Origin of the sequence: Streptomyces sp. CB02009, assembly GCF_001905825.1 — a bacterium.
Taxonomy (GTDB): Bacteria; Actinomycetota; Actinomycetes; order Streptomycetales; family Streptomycetaceae; genus Streptomyces.
Genome location: NZ_LIVV01000003.1, coordinates 689,450 through 703,166, shown reverse-complemented (window position 1 = coordinate 703,166; position 13,717 = coordinate 689,450). Strand labels below are relative to the sequence as shown.

Here is a 13,717-nt window from a genome sequence, read left to right as displayed (position 1 = left end):
AGGCATTCCGGCTTTTGCTTCAGGGAGGCTCGGATTCCGGCAGGCGCCCTCTCCGCGGCTCCGCGCGGGCCGCCCGTCAGCCGAGCTGGCGGCGTACGAGCGCGTGGAACGGACCGCTCGTGTCGGCGAGGAGTTCGGCGGGCGGCCCCTGCTGGGCGACCCGGCCCTCCGCCATGACGATCACCCGGTCGGCGTCCATGATCGTGGACAGCCGGTGGGCGATCACGACACGGGTGGCACGCAGCGTACGGGTGGACTCGATGACGACGCGCTGGGCCTCGTTGTCCAGGGCACTGGTGGCCTCGTCGAGGAAGAGGACACGCGGCTTGCGGATGAGGGCCTGGGCGATCATCAGCCGCTGGCGCTGACCGCCGGAGACCGTGCCGCCGCCGTCGGACAGCATGGTGTGCATGCCCATGGGCATGGCCTTGATGTCCTCGGCCAGACCGGCCATGGCAGCGGCCTCCCAGGCCTCCTCCGGCGTGTACGGCTCCGCGCCGCGGATGCAGTCGAGGATCGAGCCGGAGAACGGCTGCGCGTTCTGCAGGACGACACCGCACTGCCGGCGCACCGCCGCCCGGTCGAGCGCCGCCAGGTCCTGGCCGTCGTACAGCACACTGCCCGCGGCCGGCCTGTCGAAGCCGATGAGCAGCCGGAGCAGGGTCGACTTGCCGCAGCCGCTGGCCCCGACGATCGCCACGAACTCGCCGGGCTCCATCCGGACCGACACGTCGTCCAGGACGAGCGGGCCGTCCTCGGCGTACCGGTACGACAGGTTCTTCGCCTCGACCGCCCCGCTCAGCACCCCCGGCCGGGTGCTGGAGCCGCGCACCTCCGGGGGCTCCCGGAAGACCGGGCCGATCTGCTCGAACATCGGCTGCACGGCGGCGGCCGAGATCAGCGCGCCGGTGAGCTGGGTGACCGAGGACAGCAGGATCGTCACGGCCGTGCTGAAGGTGAGGAACTCGGCGGCGGACATGCTGCCCCGGGCCGGTCCCGCGAGCAGCATGAACATCACCAGCATGCACAGCGGCGGGCAGACCGCGTTGAGGACGGTGAGGGCGTTCTTGATCCGGCCGATCCGCTGCTGGAGCTCCCGGGTGCGGGCGAACTCCCGCGCCCAGGCGGCGTAGGCGAAGCTCTCGGCGGCGGCCACACGCAGCTTGGGCAGTCCGCGCAGGGTCTGGAAGGCCTGGTTGTTGAGCCTGTTGCCGAGGACGAGCAGCCGCCGCTGGTACCGCAGCTGCCACAGTCCGAGCCCCAGGAAGAGAGCCGCGATGACGCACAGCATGGCGAGCGCGACCAGGGCCAGGGGCACGCTGTAGAAGAGCAGCAGGACCAGGTTCACCGTGCCGACGGTGCTCGCCTGCAGACAGATCGAGCCGATGCCGGAGAGCACGCTGCGGATGGCGCTGACGCCCATGGCCGCGCTCGCCAGCTCCCCGGTGGAGCGACCGGCGAAGAACGTCACCGGCAGCCTCAGCAGCCGGTCCCAGACGGCCGGTTGCAGGGTCGCCTCGACGCGGCCCTCCACCCGCAGGATCGCGATGTTCTGCAGCAGCATGAAGGCGGCCGAGACGACAGCGGCCGCGACGAGCGCGAGCGCCGTCTGCACGATGAGGCTGTCCTCGGCACGCGGCACGTACTCGCCGAGGACCTTGCCGGTGGCGAGGGGGACGAGCGCGCCGAGGCCGACCGCGACCAGACCGCCCACGAGGAGGCCGCGCAGGTCGGCGCCGGTCCCCCGCAGACTGAAACGGAGCAGCCGCAGCAGCCCGGGCAGCCCCGGCCGCCCGTCGGGCAGCGGGCGGTAGAACATGACGGCGCCCGGCTCGAAGGTGCCCTCTTCGGCGGCGCCCACCCGCTCCCGGGTGCCGGTGGCGGGGTCGACGGCCACGTACCCGCCGCGCCGCCACAGCAGGGCGACCGGTGAGCCGTCGTCCTCCCGCCGTCCCACCAGGGGGCCGCTGTTCTCGCGCCACCAGCGGCCGTGGAGGCTGACGGGCCGGGTGCGGATCCGTGAGGCGACCGCGATGCGTTCCACGGGGTCGGTCCGTCCGGCGTCGGCTCCGGTCCCGACCGGCTGCGTCAGGGTGATGCCCGCCTCGCGGGCGACCAGCCGGCACACGGCGAACGCCGCGTCGTCGCCCCCGCCTCGGCCGGCCGCCCCACGCGACCGGCCACCGGGGCGGCCGATGGAGGCGAGCAGGGCCTGGTCGGCCTGGGTGCGGGCGGCCTCACCGGCCTCGATGCCGGCCGCCGTGCGGTCCTCGTGGGCACGCTCGGCCTGCTCGATCCAGTGGTCCAGGGCGTACAGCAGCCGGTACTGCTGGTCGACCATGCCCTGCCACATCGCCCCGTCGACGAGAAGCGCGGCGGCGGTGTCGTACCCCTCGTACCCTTCGTACACGGCGCCGTACCGGACGCTGCCCGGGGCGATCTGCATCCACAGCACGTCGTCGTCGGCCGCGCCCGGCCCGGCGGTGGCGCGGCTCTCGAGCGGCGCCTGGTAGAGGACGCGCAGACCGCGTCCGATGCCGAGGGCGAAGGCGTTCTCCAGGGGGCTCAGCGGCACCTGGGCGACACCGTACTGCCCCGGCCCGTACTGCCCCGGTCGTCCGTACGCCTCCGGTCCGTACGCCTCCGATCCGTACGCCTCCGGCCCGTACGGCTGCAGCTCGCGCAGTTCGACGCGGCGCAGGAGGCAGCCCTGCAGAGGGCGGCCGATCAGCGTGTGGCCGGGGCCCTCCGCCGGGCCGAGCAGCAGCGTGCCCGGGGCGAGCCGGCCCAGGAAGTGCCAGTTGCCCTCCTGTGCCGCGTCGGTCGCGAACAGGTCGAGCTCGCCCTCGACGACGAGCCACAGCACGAGCGGCCCCTCCAGCGACAGGCTGCGCATGCCCGTGCAGTCGAGGGGCGTGCCGAGCCCGCCGAGGGCGGCCACGACGGGGTCCACGGCGACGGGTGCGGGGTGGGGGGACGTCACCTCAGTGCTCCTTGACCAGGTCGGCGTACGCGCCCCGCGCCGCGAGCAGGTGCTCGTGCCGGCCGCGCTCGACCACGGTGCCCCGCTCCAGGACGACGATCTCGTCGCTGTCGCGGACGGTGCTCAGCCGGTGGGCGATGACCACGCAGGCACAGCCCCGGCGCCGCAGGTTGTCGATGACGAGACGCTCGGTCGCCGCGTCCAGGGCGCTGGTCACCTCGTCGAGGACCATGACGCTGGGCCGGCGCACCAACGCCCGTGCGATCTCCAGGCGTTGGCGCTGGCCGCCGGAGAAGTTGCGGCCGTCCTGCTCCACCCGGCTGTGGATGCCGCCGGGGCGGCGCGCGATCACCTCGTACACGGCGGCGTCCTCGAGGGCGGCCACGACGGCCTCGTCGGGGATCGAGGGGTCCCAGAGGGCGACGTTGTCGCGGACGGTCCCCTCGAAGAGGAAGACGTCCTGGTCGACGAAGGAGACGGAGGCGGCGAGCGCGCCGCGCGGGATGTCCTCCAGCCGCATGCCGTCGATGCGGACCGCGCCCTCCCAGGGGGCGTAGAGCCCGGAGATCAGCCGCGACACGGTGGACTTGCCGCTCCCCGAGCCGCCGACGAGCGCGACCTGCTGCCCGGGGCCGACCGTGAGCGAGAAGTCCTTCAGGAGCGGGGCGTCGAGCGGGCTGTAGCCGAAGGTGATGCCGTCGAGCACCACGTGCCCCTTGAGGCGGCGGGTGGCGGCGGGCGGCTCGCGCCGCGAGTAGACCGGGTCGACGGGGAAGTTCTCGACGTCCTTGAGCCGGGCGACGTCGGCCGCGAAGTCCTGGATGCGGCCAGCCACGCCGTTGAGGCGGGTGATCGGTGTGGTGAAGCTGGTGATGAGGGCCTGGAAGGCGACGAGCAGGCCGACCGACAGGTGCCCCTCCACCGCGCGGAGACCGCCGATCAGCAGGATCAGCGCGCTGTTCAGCGCGGCGAGTGTCGGGGCGACGATCGCCAGCCACATACTGGGGACGCCGAGCCGCTGCTGCACGTCGAGGGTGACGGCGTGCTGGCCGGCCCAGCGGCGGAAGAAGCCGTCCTCGCCGCCGGTGGCCTTCATCGTCTCGATGAGCTGCAGACCGCTGTACGAGGTGTTGGTCAGCCGGGCGCTCTCGGCACGGAGTTTCTGGGTGTCGGTGGCCCTCACGTGGATCACGATCCGCATGGCGGCGACGTTGAGCAGGGCGATGCCGATGCCGACGACCGTCAGCTGCGGGTCGTACGTCCAGAGCAGCACCGCGTAGAGGACCACCACGACCGCGTCCACGCCCGCGGCGGCGAGGTCCCGTGCCAGGGCCTCGGCGACCGCGTCGTTGGACTGCAGGCGCTGGACCAGGTCGGCCGGGTTGCGCTGGGAGAAGAAGGCGACGGGAAGGCGGAGCAGGTGCCGCAGGAAGCGGGCGCTGCCGAGCGTGGAGGAGATGATGCGGCCGCGCAGCAGGTTGGACTGCTGGAGGAGGGTGAGCACCGCCGTGAGCAGCAGGGCCGCCGCCATCGACGCGAAGAGGACGCCGAGCAGCGAGGTCTGCTCGCCGATCAGGAACATGTCGATGTACGTGCGGCTCAGCGCGGGGATCGCCGCGCCGACCACGACGAGGAGGAGGCTGGCGAGCACGGCGGCGAGCAGGGTCCCCGAGGTGCCGCGCAGCCGGGCGGGCATCGCGCCCAGGACACCGGGCTTCCGACCGGTGCGGCGGAAGCCCTCGCCGGGCTCGAAGGTGAGCACGACGCCGGTGAAGCTGGTGTCGAACTCGTCCATGGGGACGAAGCGCCGGCCCTTGGCCGGGTCGTTGATGTGGACGCCTCGGCGGCCGAGGCGGCGCCCGATGCCCTCGTAGACGACGTAGTGGTTGAACTCCCAGAAGAGGACGGCCGGCGGTCGCACTCCGGCGAGCGCGGCCAGGTCCATCTGCATGCCCTTGGCCTTCAGGCCGTAACTGCGGGCCGCCTTCAGGAGGTTGCTGGCGCGGGAGCCGTCGCGGGAGACGCCGCAGGCGATGCGGAGCTCCTCCAGGGCGACGAACCGGCCGAAGTGGCCGAGCACCATGGCGAGCGCGGCGGCGCCGCACTCCACCGCCTCCATCTGCAGCACGGTGGGGGTACGGACGGGTCGGGGCGTACGGCCCTTCGGGACGGGCCTGCGGCGCCGGGGGCTCCGGCCGGCCGGCTCGGGGCGGCGGCGCCTGCCGGCGCTCTGCGGCGCGGGTCGGTGCCGCCGGTGGCCGGCGGCCGGGAGCTGCGGGGTCTGGGTCGTGTCGGGCGACGCGGTCACGGGAGCGGCCAATCGGGCTGAGGAGTCGTGTCGGACGACGCGGTCACGGGAGCAGCCAGTCGACGGGGCGCTGCGCGGTGAGGTGGACGGTTCCGGTGACGGGCGTCGTGGAGTCGACGGCGTACGGGGGTCCTTCGGCCGAGGACCACCGGTAGCCGGACGGCGTGGCGGCCGAGCGCTCCAGCTGGACGAGCACCGCGACGGGGTCGCCGTGCCGGGTGAACTGCGCGGCGAGCCTGCTGTCGCCGAGGAAGCCGCTGATCTGCGCCGTCGTCTGGGGGGCGCGGCCGACCGCCTTGACCCGGCCGCGGAGCACGCCGAACCGCTGCTGGGGCGCGGACTGGACACCGAGGTCGACCTGGGCGCCGACGGGGATCGCCGCGCCGCTGCCGCCGGGCACGTAGAGCAGGGCGACCAGCGGGTCGTCCGGGGACTTCACGCGTTCCACGGTCGCCACGTCGGCGCCGGTGGTGACGACGAGACCGGTCTTGGCGAGAAGGGCCGTGACCCGCCCTCCCTCGACCGCGCGGACGTCCCGGTCGCCCTGGGGCGTCCGGACCGTGAGCAGGCGCGCGTCCGGGGCGACCAGTTGGCCCTCCTCGGCGTGGACGGCGGTGACCTGTCCGGCGAACGGGCTCTGCAGGAGGTAGCTGCCCTCGGCACGGGTGAGAATTCCGGGTGCGCTCAGTTTGGAGGACACGGATCCGGTGAATGCCCAGAAAGTCGCGGCGGCCATCACGGCGACGGTGACCGCGAGCACGAGCCGCCCCTGCGGGCGCGCGAACCTTACCGGCAGGTCGAGCTCTTCGGGCGATTGCAGCTTGGAAAGCGCCTTCTGACGGAACTGCACGGACCCTTCCTTCGACTGCATTCTTCACGGGCTGCCGAATTGACCGGCGGAAGCCCGCCCGCGCCGGGCGGGAAGGGCAGCCGTGAACCCCGGAACGGACATGCGTTCCGGGGTTCACGGACGGGCCGCTCAGAGACCGGCGACACCGACGTTGACACCGGCGAGGCCCGTGACGACGCCCGGCAGGGCCTGCACGCCCTGGACGGTCTGGAGCGAGGTCACGGTGCCGAGGACGGTGCTGACGTCGCCGACCACGGCGCCGGCGAGGCCACCGGAGATGGCGAGGCCGCCGGAAACGGCGTCAAGCTCGGCGTCGGCGATCTCACGGGTCTCGATGTCGTTACGCATGTGTGCGCACCCTTCAATTCGTGTTCGTGTGAATGTTCTTACCCCGGCCGGAATCAAGCACCGTTCTGACGGCGGCCGCGATGTGCAGATGTAAGCACGCGAACGGGTTTCCCGGCCAACCGAGTTGACGTGCCGCGGCACACGGATTCATCACCGAATCGAGGGGCGTTTCGATCTATTTGACAGATCGCCAGGAGATCACCACAGGTTCTCCGCAGGATCGAGTAACAAAATCGGCCCTCCGCCGCCCCGGCGGAACACAAGAGGACATAGCGGCCCCAACCGCCGAGGGCGCGGCCGCCAAGTCGAGAGACACCGCAAAGGGAAGAACACCCTCCTCTTGCACGATGTGAAGATTCGCCGGAGCGACGCTCGGTGAGGCGGTCGGCACCCAGGGTGCCGACCGGACTCCGAGCGCCGCTCCGGCGCAGCGGACCCGACTAGGAGGAGACCGCCGCCTCCTCGGGAGCGGGGACCTGGGCGGCCGACGGCGTCACCGCAGCCGGGCGGGCCGCCGGGCGCCCCCGCAGACCGAGCCCGGCGATGAGCGCGACCAGGGCGAACGCCGTGGCGCCGATCCAGAAGGTGAGGGTGAAGCCCGACTCCGCCGGCAGCGGCGGGACACCGGCCGGGAGGTGCTCGATGGTCTGCGAGGCGAGGATCGTGGTGACGACCGCACTGCCGATCGCGCTGCCCGTGGAGCGGGAGATGGAGTTGATGCCGTTGGCGATGCCGCTCTGGTGGTGCGGGACGCTCGACATGATGACGGCGGGCATGGCCGCGTAACCGAAGCTGACGGCCGCGCCGACGACGATCCCGGCCCCGATCACCGAGGCCGTGTGGCCGTGGCCGAGGGCGAGCCAGGCGAAGCCCACGGCGCCGAGGCCCGCGGCCAGGGCGAGGGCCGTGCGCGGTCCGCGGTGGCGGACCAGCTGGCCGCCGATCGGGGAGGCGAGCAGCGAGACGATCGCGCCGGGCAGCAGGAACTCCACGGAGGCGCGCAGGATGGACGCGTCGAAGCCGTAGCCGGTGAGGGCCTCGGGCATCTGGACGAGGTAGGAGACCCCCAGGAAGTTCGCGAACATGCCGAAGCCGACGAGGATGCCGGCCAGGTTGGCCATGAGCACCGGGCGGTGGACGAACATCTTCATGTCGACGAGCGGTTCGCGGACCTTCCGCTCCACGAGGACCCAGACGACCGCCATGACGGCGGCGCCGGCGAAGCTGCCGAGCGTCCGGGCCGAGGCCCAGCCCCACTCGTGGCCCTGCGAGATGGGCAGCAGGAGCAGCAGCAGCGTGATGCCGAGGGTCAGCGCACCGAGGAAGTCGGTGCGGCCGCCGGTCTTGTGGCGGGTCGCGGGGACGAGGAACACGACCGCGAGCAGGGCGAGGGCGGCGAAGCCGGTCGCCATCCAGAAGGCGCTGCGGTAGTCGGCGTCGGAGCCGGAGGTGAGCAGGCCGGTGGCGACGAGCGCGAGGCCGCTGCCGAACGCGAGGGTGCCGCTGACCAGGGACATGGCGCCGGGCAGTCGCTGCGGCCTGACCTCCTCGCGCAGGACGGAGAGGGCGAGCGGGAAGATCGCGGTGGCGGCGCCCTGGAGGACGCGGCCGAGGATCAGCAGGGGCAGCGAGGTGGCGAGGGCGGCGACGACGGAGCCGGCGACCATGACACCGAGGACGGCGACGAGCGTGGGCTTCTTGCCGTGCTGGTCGCCGAAGCGGCCGAGCAGCGGGGTGAAGACGGCGGCGGAGAGCAGGGTGGCGGTGGTCACCCAGCTGACGTTGGCCGTGGAGGTGCCGAGGTCGGTACGGATGAGGCCGAGGATCGGGACCGGCAGGGTCTGCATCATCGAGACGACCATGGCGGCGAGACTCAGGGCGAAGACGATGACCGTCTCGCGCCGGGCGTCGGCGGCGGGCGGTGTGGGGGCATGACTCATGGCAGGGAGGGCCTTTTCCGGTGACACGGGAGCTTCAGATCATCGATGTTTGATGTCATCAAGTACTTGCCCGAAGGTAGACCCGGATACTTGAGGTGGTCAAGTAAACAATTGATAATGTCAAGTGTTCTGAGTACGCTCGCCCCATGAGCGCGACGACCGAGACCCCCACCAGGCTCCAGCTCATGGAGCTCCTCGCCGCCATCGGCACGGCCCAGTGGCGGGACTTCGCGGCGGCCGCCGCCCACCACGGTCTGACCTCCACCCAGGCGAAGGTCCTCGCCCAGCTCAACGGCCCCCTGCCGATGCGCGCCCTCGCCACCCTGCTCGTGTGCGACGCGTCCAACGTCACCGGCATCATCGACCGGCTGGAGGCCCGCTCCCTGGTCCGCCGCGAGCCCGACGCCTCCGACCGCCGCGTCAAGAACGTGGTGGCCACCGACGAGGGCCGGGACGTCATCCGCCGCGTCCGCGAGGAGATGCAGGCCACCAGCGGCGCCCTCGACACCCTCGACGCGGCCGAGAGCACCACCCTCTACGAGCTGCTGGCCCGGCTGCGGCCGGGCATGGAGAAGAACGCCTGACGGCCGGCGGCCCCGTCAGGGGCTCGTCGTCGAGACCGCGTACACCCGCGGGAACGCCGGCTCCGTGAGGTCGACCGTCAGGTCGGTCGCCGGGCGGGGTTCCTCGCGTTTCACCGTCGTGCCCGCCCAGGTCATGCCCTCGACGAAGCGCCAGCCCGCGATGTCCGCGTCACGGTCGCCGACCGTGATCCGGCCCGGGGTGAGGGCGGCGCGGCTCGTGCCGGACTCGGCGAGGAAGGCGTCCAGGCCCGCGGCGGTCGTCGTGAACTGCACGTACAGCCGGCTGGTCTTCCAGTTGCTCGTCTCGTAGTAGGCGACGCCCCACGCCCCGGCGGGGATCGGGACCTCGAAGATCCGGCGCTTCATCAGCGAGGGCCAGTTGTCCTGGAGGCCCGCCGCCGAGGACTCGCGCTCCTTGTCGCGGCCGCTGTCGCGGCTCTGGCCCGCGGAGATGACGAGGTAGCCGGCCGGGATGCCGACGAGCAGGACGATGATGACGGCGGTCAGCCAGCGGCGGCGGATCATGTGCCGGCGGTCCTCGGGGAGCTTGCCCCCGGTGTCGCGCGGCGGGGTGGACTGGTGGGGCAGGGTCATGAAGGCGGGTCCTCGGGGATACGGGCGGCCCGGCCCGAGGTCCCGCTGCGCAGGGCCTGGGCGTAGCGCTCGTACCGTTCGTACCGCTCCACCCGGCGCCGGTTGGCGCGGCGGAAGCGGCGGGCGACGAGCCGGGCGAGGTCGGCGGCGCCGACCATGCCCGCCTCGGGGCCGAGCTGGGCGCGGGTGATACGGGCCTCGGGACGGTAGCCGCGGCCGGTGAGATGGCGGCGGAAGGAGTCCCTGGCGGGGCCGATGAGCAGGTCGTCGGCGGCCGAGACGCCACCGCCGATGACGAAGCAGGAGGGGTCGAGGGCGGCGGCGAGGTTGGCGATGCCGACGCCGAGCCACTGTCCGATGTCCTGGAACAGCTCGACGCACATGGCGTCGCCCTCGCGGGCGAGCTCGGTGATGAGCGGTCCGGTGATCTCGGGGACGTTGCCCTTGACGCGTTCGATGAGCCCGTACGCGACCGGGGAGTCGGCGGCGGCCAGCTCACGGGCCTCGCGGACCAGGGCGTTGCCGGAGCTGTACTGCTCCCAGCAGCCGCGGTTGCCGCAGGGGCAGCGGTGGCCGCCGGGGACGACCTGCATATGGCCGAACTCGCCGGCCACCCCGAACTTGCCGCGCTTGACCTGGCCGTCCTCCAGGATGGCGCCGCCGATGCCGGTGCCGAGGGTGATCATGACGAGGTGGTCCTCGCCGCGTCCGGCGCCGAAGCGCCACTCGGCCCAGGCGGCGGTGTTGGCGTCGTTGTCCACCATGACGGGGACGGCGAGGCGGCTCTGGAGGGCGTCCTTGAGGGGCTCGTTGCGCCAGGCGAGGTGCGGGGCGAAGAGCACGGTGGCACGCTCGGCGTCGACCCAGCCGGCCGCGCCGATGCCGACGGCGTGCACGTCGTGCCGGTCGGAGAGGTCCAGGACCAGCTCGACGATGGTGTCCTCGACGACCTTGGCGCTCTTGGACTTGTCCGGGGTCTCCGTGCGGAGCTTCTCCAGGATGTTGCCGTCGGCGTCCACGACGCCGGCCATCACCTTCGTACCGCCGATGTCGATGCCGACGGTCGGCACCCGCGGCGCCGTCAGATGGGAGCGCCGCTCGCGGGAGCCGACGGTCCGCAGCACGGTGCCCCGGGCCGATCCCCGGTGGGCGAGGTCACGGTAGGTACTCATCGGCTCCGATTCTGCCAGGTGAGGTGTCAAGGGGCCGTTCGATCGCGGCCGCGTCCGTCACGTCCCGGTCGGCCGCTCCAGCTCGTGCCGCAGGTCCTCCAGCTCGGTGCCGCCGGCCATCTGCCGGGTCAACTCGTCGAGCGTGACGGAGCCCTTGGTGTGGCTGCCGGCCATGACGCCCCGCTTGAGCAGCACGAAACGGTCGCCGACCAGGTACGCGTGGTGCGGGTTGTGGGTGATGAGAACCACGCCGAGGCCCTGGTCGCGGGCGGCGGCCACGTACTTCAGGACGACGCCGGACTGCTTGACGCCGAGCGCGGCGGTCGGCTCGTCGAGGACGAGGACCTTCGCGCCGAAGTGGACGGCCCTGGCGATGGCCACGCACTGCCGCTCGCCGCCGGAGAGGGTGCCGATGGGCTGGTCGACGTCGCGCAGGTCGATGCCCATGCGGAGCAGCGCCTCGCGGGTGGTGGTCCGCATCAGGTCGACGTCGAGCCGCTTGAAGGGGCCGGAGCCCCTGGTGGGCTCGGAGCCGAGGAAGAAGTTCCGCCAGACCGGCATGAGCGGGACGACGGCGAGGTCCTGGTAGACGGTGGCGATGCCCCGGTCGAGGGCGTCGCGCGGGTTGGCGAGGGTGACCTCCTCGCCCTCGACGCGGAAGGTCCCCGCGTCGTGCTGGTGGAGCCCGGCGACGATCTTGATGAGGGTGGACTTGCCGGCGCCGTTGTCGCCGAGGACGCAGGAGATCTCGCCGGCGCGGACCTCCAGGGAGACCCCTTCGAGGGCGCGGATGTTGCCGTAGTACTTGCTGACGTCGTCGAGCTCGACGAGCGGAGCGGGCCCGGTCTTCGTGGCCGTCGTCACTTGGTGGCCTCCACACGCTTGCGGATCCAGGCGTTCAGCAGGGTCGCGAGGAGGAGCATCGCTCCCAGGAAGAACTTGAACCAGTCCGGGTTCCACTCGGCGTACACGATGCCCTTGCTCGTCATGCCGAAGATCAGGGCGCCGATCGCCGAGCCGATGGCGGAGCCGTATCCGCCGGTGATCAGGCAGCCGCCGATGACGGCGGCGATGATGAAGATCAGCTCGTTGCCGACGCCCTCGCCCGACTGGACGACGTCGAAGGAGAAGAGCAGGTGCTGGCCGGAGATCCAGGCGCAGAACGCCACGCCCAGATAGAGGCCGATCTTCGTCCGGTAGACCGGGACGCCGACGGCGCGGGCCGCGTCGGCGCCGCCGCCGACCGCGAAGATCCAGTTGCCGAAGCGGGTGCGGAGCAGGATCCAGGTGGCGAGCGCGACCAGGCCGAACCACCACAGGATGGTGACCTTGAACTCGACGCCGCCGATGGTCAGCTGCGAGGCGAAGAGCTTGCGGGCGGAGGAGAAGCCCTCCATGTCGGCGATGCTCTTGGTGGATACGGTGCCGCTGATCAGCTTGGTGAGGCCGAGGTTCAGCCCGGTCAGCATGAGGAAGGTGCCGAGCGTGATGATGAAGCTGGGCAGCTTCGTACGGGTCAGCATGAAGCCGTTGAACGCGCCGATCGCCAGGGTGACGAGCAGCGAGACGCCGACGCCGACCCAGACGTTCGCCGTCATCTGGTAGCTGAACATCGACGAGACCAGGGCCGAGCTGGTGACCAGGACGCCCGCGGACAGGTCGAACTCGCCGCCGATCATGAGCAGCGCGACGGGGACCGCCATGATGCCGAGCGTGGAGGCGGCGTAGAGCACGGTGCCGAGGCTCGCCGGGTTCAGGAAGCTGTCGGCGGTGAGGGAGAAGAAGACGAAGACGGCGATCGCGCCCACGACCGAGCCGAGCTCGGGGCGGCCCAGCAGCTTCTTCAGCGGGGTGGTGCGCAGCAGCCGTTCGTCGACGTGGTCGAGTCCGTCGGACGGTGGGGCGGTGGAGCTCATCGGGTGCCCCGCTCGGCGTACTCGACGAGCTTCGCGGCGTCGTCCTTGGTGATGACCTGCGGGCCGGTGAGGACCGGCTTGCCGCCGCCGAGGACGTTGGCGTTGTAGCGGTAGAGCCAGAGCAGGTCGACGGCCTCGTAGCCCTGGAGGTAGGGCTGCTGGTCGACGGCGAAGCCGAGCGTGCCGGCCTGGAGGGAGGCGGCGACCTTGGCGTTGAGGTCGAAGGTGTCGATCTCGGCCTTGCTCCCGGCGCTCCTGGCGGCCTGGACGGCGGCGTCGGCGAAGGGGGCGCCGAGGGTGACGACGGCGTCGACGTCCTTGTCGGACTGGAGCTTGGCCTCGATGGAGGCCTTGACGTCCGGCATGTTGGTGCCGTCGACGTAGAGGTTGACCAGTTCGCCGTCGAAGGTCTTCCTCGTGCCGGCGCAGCGCTGCTCGTGACCGACGTTGCCCTGCTCGTGCAGGACGCAGAGGGCCTTCTTCTTCCCCCGCTTGTCGAGTTCCTCGCCGACGGCCTCGCCGGCGACGGTCTCGTCCTGGCCGATGTGGGTGAGCGCCCCGTACGCCTTGGACTGCTCGGCGCCCGAGTTCACGGTGATCACCGGGATGCCGGCCTTGACGGCCTTCTCGACGGCGGCCTTCATCGCGTCGGGCTTCGCGAGCGTGACGATCAGACCGTCGACGCCCTTGGCGACGTACGAGTCGATCAGCTGCGCCTGCTGCTGCGCCTCGTCGCTGTGGGCGTAGAGGAAGTTGATGTTGTCCTTGGCGGCGGCCTGCTTGGCGCCCTTCTGGACGATGTCCCAGAAGGTGTCGCCGTCACCCGAGTGGGTCACCATGGCGAAGGTCCAGCGGGGGGTGTCGACGGCCGCCCTGCCCTGGGCCTCGGCGGCCTTGCGGGCGTCCTCCGCCCGCTTTCCGCCGGTGCTGCTGCACCCGGCGAGCGCCCCGGTGAGCGCGAGCGCGAGCACGGCGCCGACTGCGGCGCGTACCCCTCCTGTCCGAAGCCTGGTCACGAGGCC

Annotated in this window: 11 protein-coding genes; 1 reads left to right on the top strand and 10 read right to left on the bottom strand. The window is 71.9% G+C overall.

Annotated elements, in window-relative coordinates; translation table 11 throughout:
• Positions 1-76: 76 nt before the first annotated feature.
• From AMK27_RS15845 to AMK27_RS15825, 5 genes are all read right to left on the bottom strand, one after another.
• Positions 77-2,983 (bottom strand): NHLP bacteriocin export ABC transporter permease/ATPase subunit, encoded by a 2,907-nt coding sequence (locus tag AMK27_RS15845; protein WP_073907250.1) that lies wholly within the window; start codon positions 2,981-2,983, stop codon positions 77-79.
• Position 2,984: 1 nt separating this feature from the next.
• The gene (locus tag AMK27_RS15840; RefSeq protein WP_073907246.1) at positions 2,985-5,291 is read right to left on the bottom strand and encodes an NHLP family bacteriocin export ABC transporter peptidase/permease/ATPase subunit; all 2,307 of its coding nucleotides are present in this window, start codon (positions 5,289-5,291) and stop codon (positions 2,985-2,987) included.
• Positions 5,292-5,334: 43 nt separating this feature from the next.
• A complete protein-coding gene (locus tag AMK27_RS15835; protein WP_073907242.1) occupies positions 5,335-6,141 on the bottom strand; it encodes an HlyD family efflux transporter periplasmic adaptor subunit in 807 nt (268 codons plus the stop codon).
• A 129-nt stretch (positions 6,142-6,270) separates the two neighbouring features.
• Positions 6,271-6,489: a hypothetical protein gene (locus AMK27_RS15830; protein WP_055600716.1), complete on the bottom strand. Its 219-nt coding sequence runs from the start codon at positions 6,487-6,489 to the stop codon at positions 6,271-6,273.
• Between the two features lie 440 nt (positions 6,490-6,929).
• Positions 6,930-8,429: an MFS transporter gene (locus tag AMK27_RS15825; protein WP_073907239.1), complete on the bottom strand. Its 1,500-nt coding sequence runs from the start codon at positions 8,427-8,429 to the stop codon at positions 6,930-6,932.
• 146 nt (positions 8,430-8,575) lie between these two features.
• Between AMK27_RS15825 and AMK27_RS15820 the strand changes: the two genes are divergently transcribed.
• Positions 8,576-9,013, top strand: a complete 438-nt coding sequence (locus AMK27_RS15820; RefSeq protein WP_073907236.1) for a MarR family winged helix-turn-helix transcriptional regulator — start codon at positions 8,576-8,578, stop codon at positions 9,011-9,013.
• A 15-nt stretch (positions 9,014-9,028) separates the two neighbouring features.
• Here the strand turns inward: AMK27_RS15820 and AMK27_RS15815 are convergent, their stop codons facing one another.
• The 5 genes from AMK27_RS15815 to AMK27_RS15795 are packed head-to-tail and all read right to left on the bottom strand — an operon-like array spanning position 9,029 to position 13,711.
• The gene (locus AMK27_RS15815) at positions 9,029-9,607 is read right to left on the bottom strand and encodes a hypothetical protein (RefSeq protein WP_073907233.1); all 579 of its coding nucleotides are present in this window, start codon (positions 9,605-9,607) and stop codon (positions 9,029-9,031) included.
• Positions 9,604-10,779: an ROK family glucokinase gene (locus AMK27_RS15810; RefSeq protein WP_073907230.1), complete on the bottom strand. Its 1,176-nt coding sequence runs from the start codon at positions 10,777-10,779 to the stop codon at positions 9,604-9,606. The genes AMK27_RS15815 and AMK27_RS15810 overlap by 4 nt, the downstream gene beginning before the upstream one ends.
• Positions 10,780-10,836: 57 nt before the next feature.
• A complete protein-coding gene (locus AMK27_RS15805; RefSeq protein WP_073907226.1) occupies positions 10,837-11,643 on the bottom strand; it encodes an ATP-binding cassette domain-containing protein in 807 nt (268 codons plus the stop codon).
• Positions 11,640-12,695: an ABC transporter permease gene (locus tag AMK27_RS15800; protein WP_073907222.1), complete on the bottom strand. Its 1,056-nt coding sequence runs from the start codon at positions 12,693-12,695 to the stop codon at positions 11,640-11,642. Before AMK27_RS15800 ends, AMK27_RS15805 begins: the two co-directional genes overlap by 4 nt.
• Positions 12,692-13,711: a sugar ABC transporter substrate-binding protein gene (locus tag AMK27_RS15795; RefSeq protein ID WP_073907219.1), complete on the bottom strand. Its 1,020-nt coding sequence runs from the start codon at positions 13,709-13,711 to the stop codon at positions 12,692-12,694. The genes AMK27_RS15800 and AMK27_RS15795 overlap by 4 nt, the downstream gene beginning before the upstream one ends.
• Between the last annotated feature and the right edge of the window lie 6 nt (positions 13,712-13,717).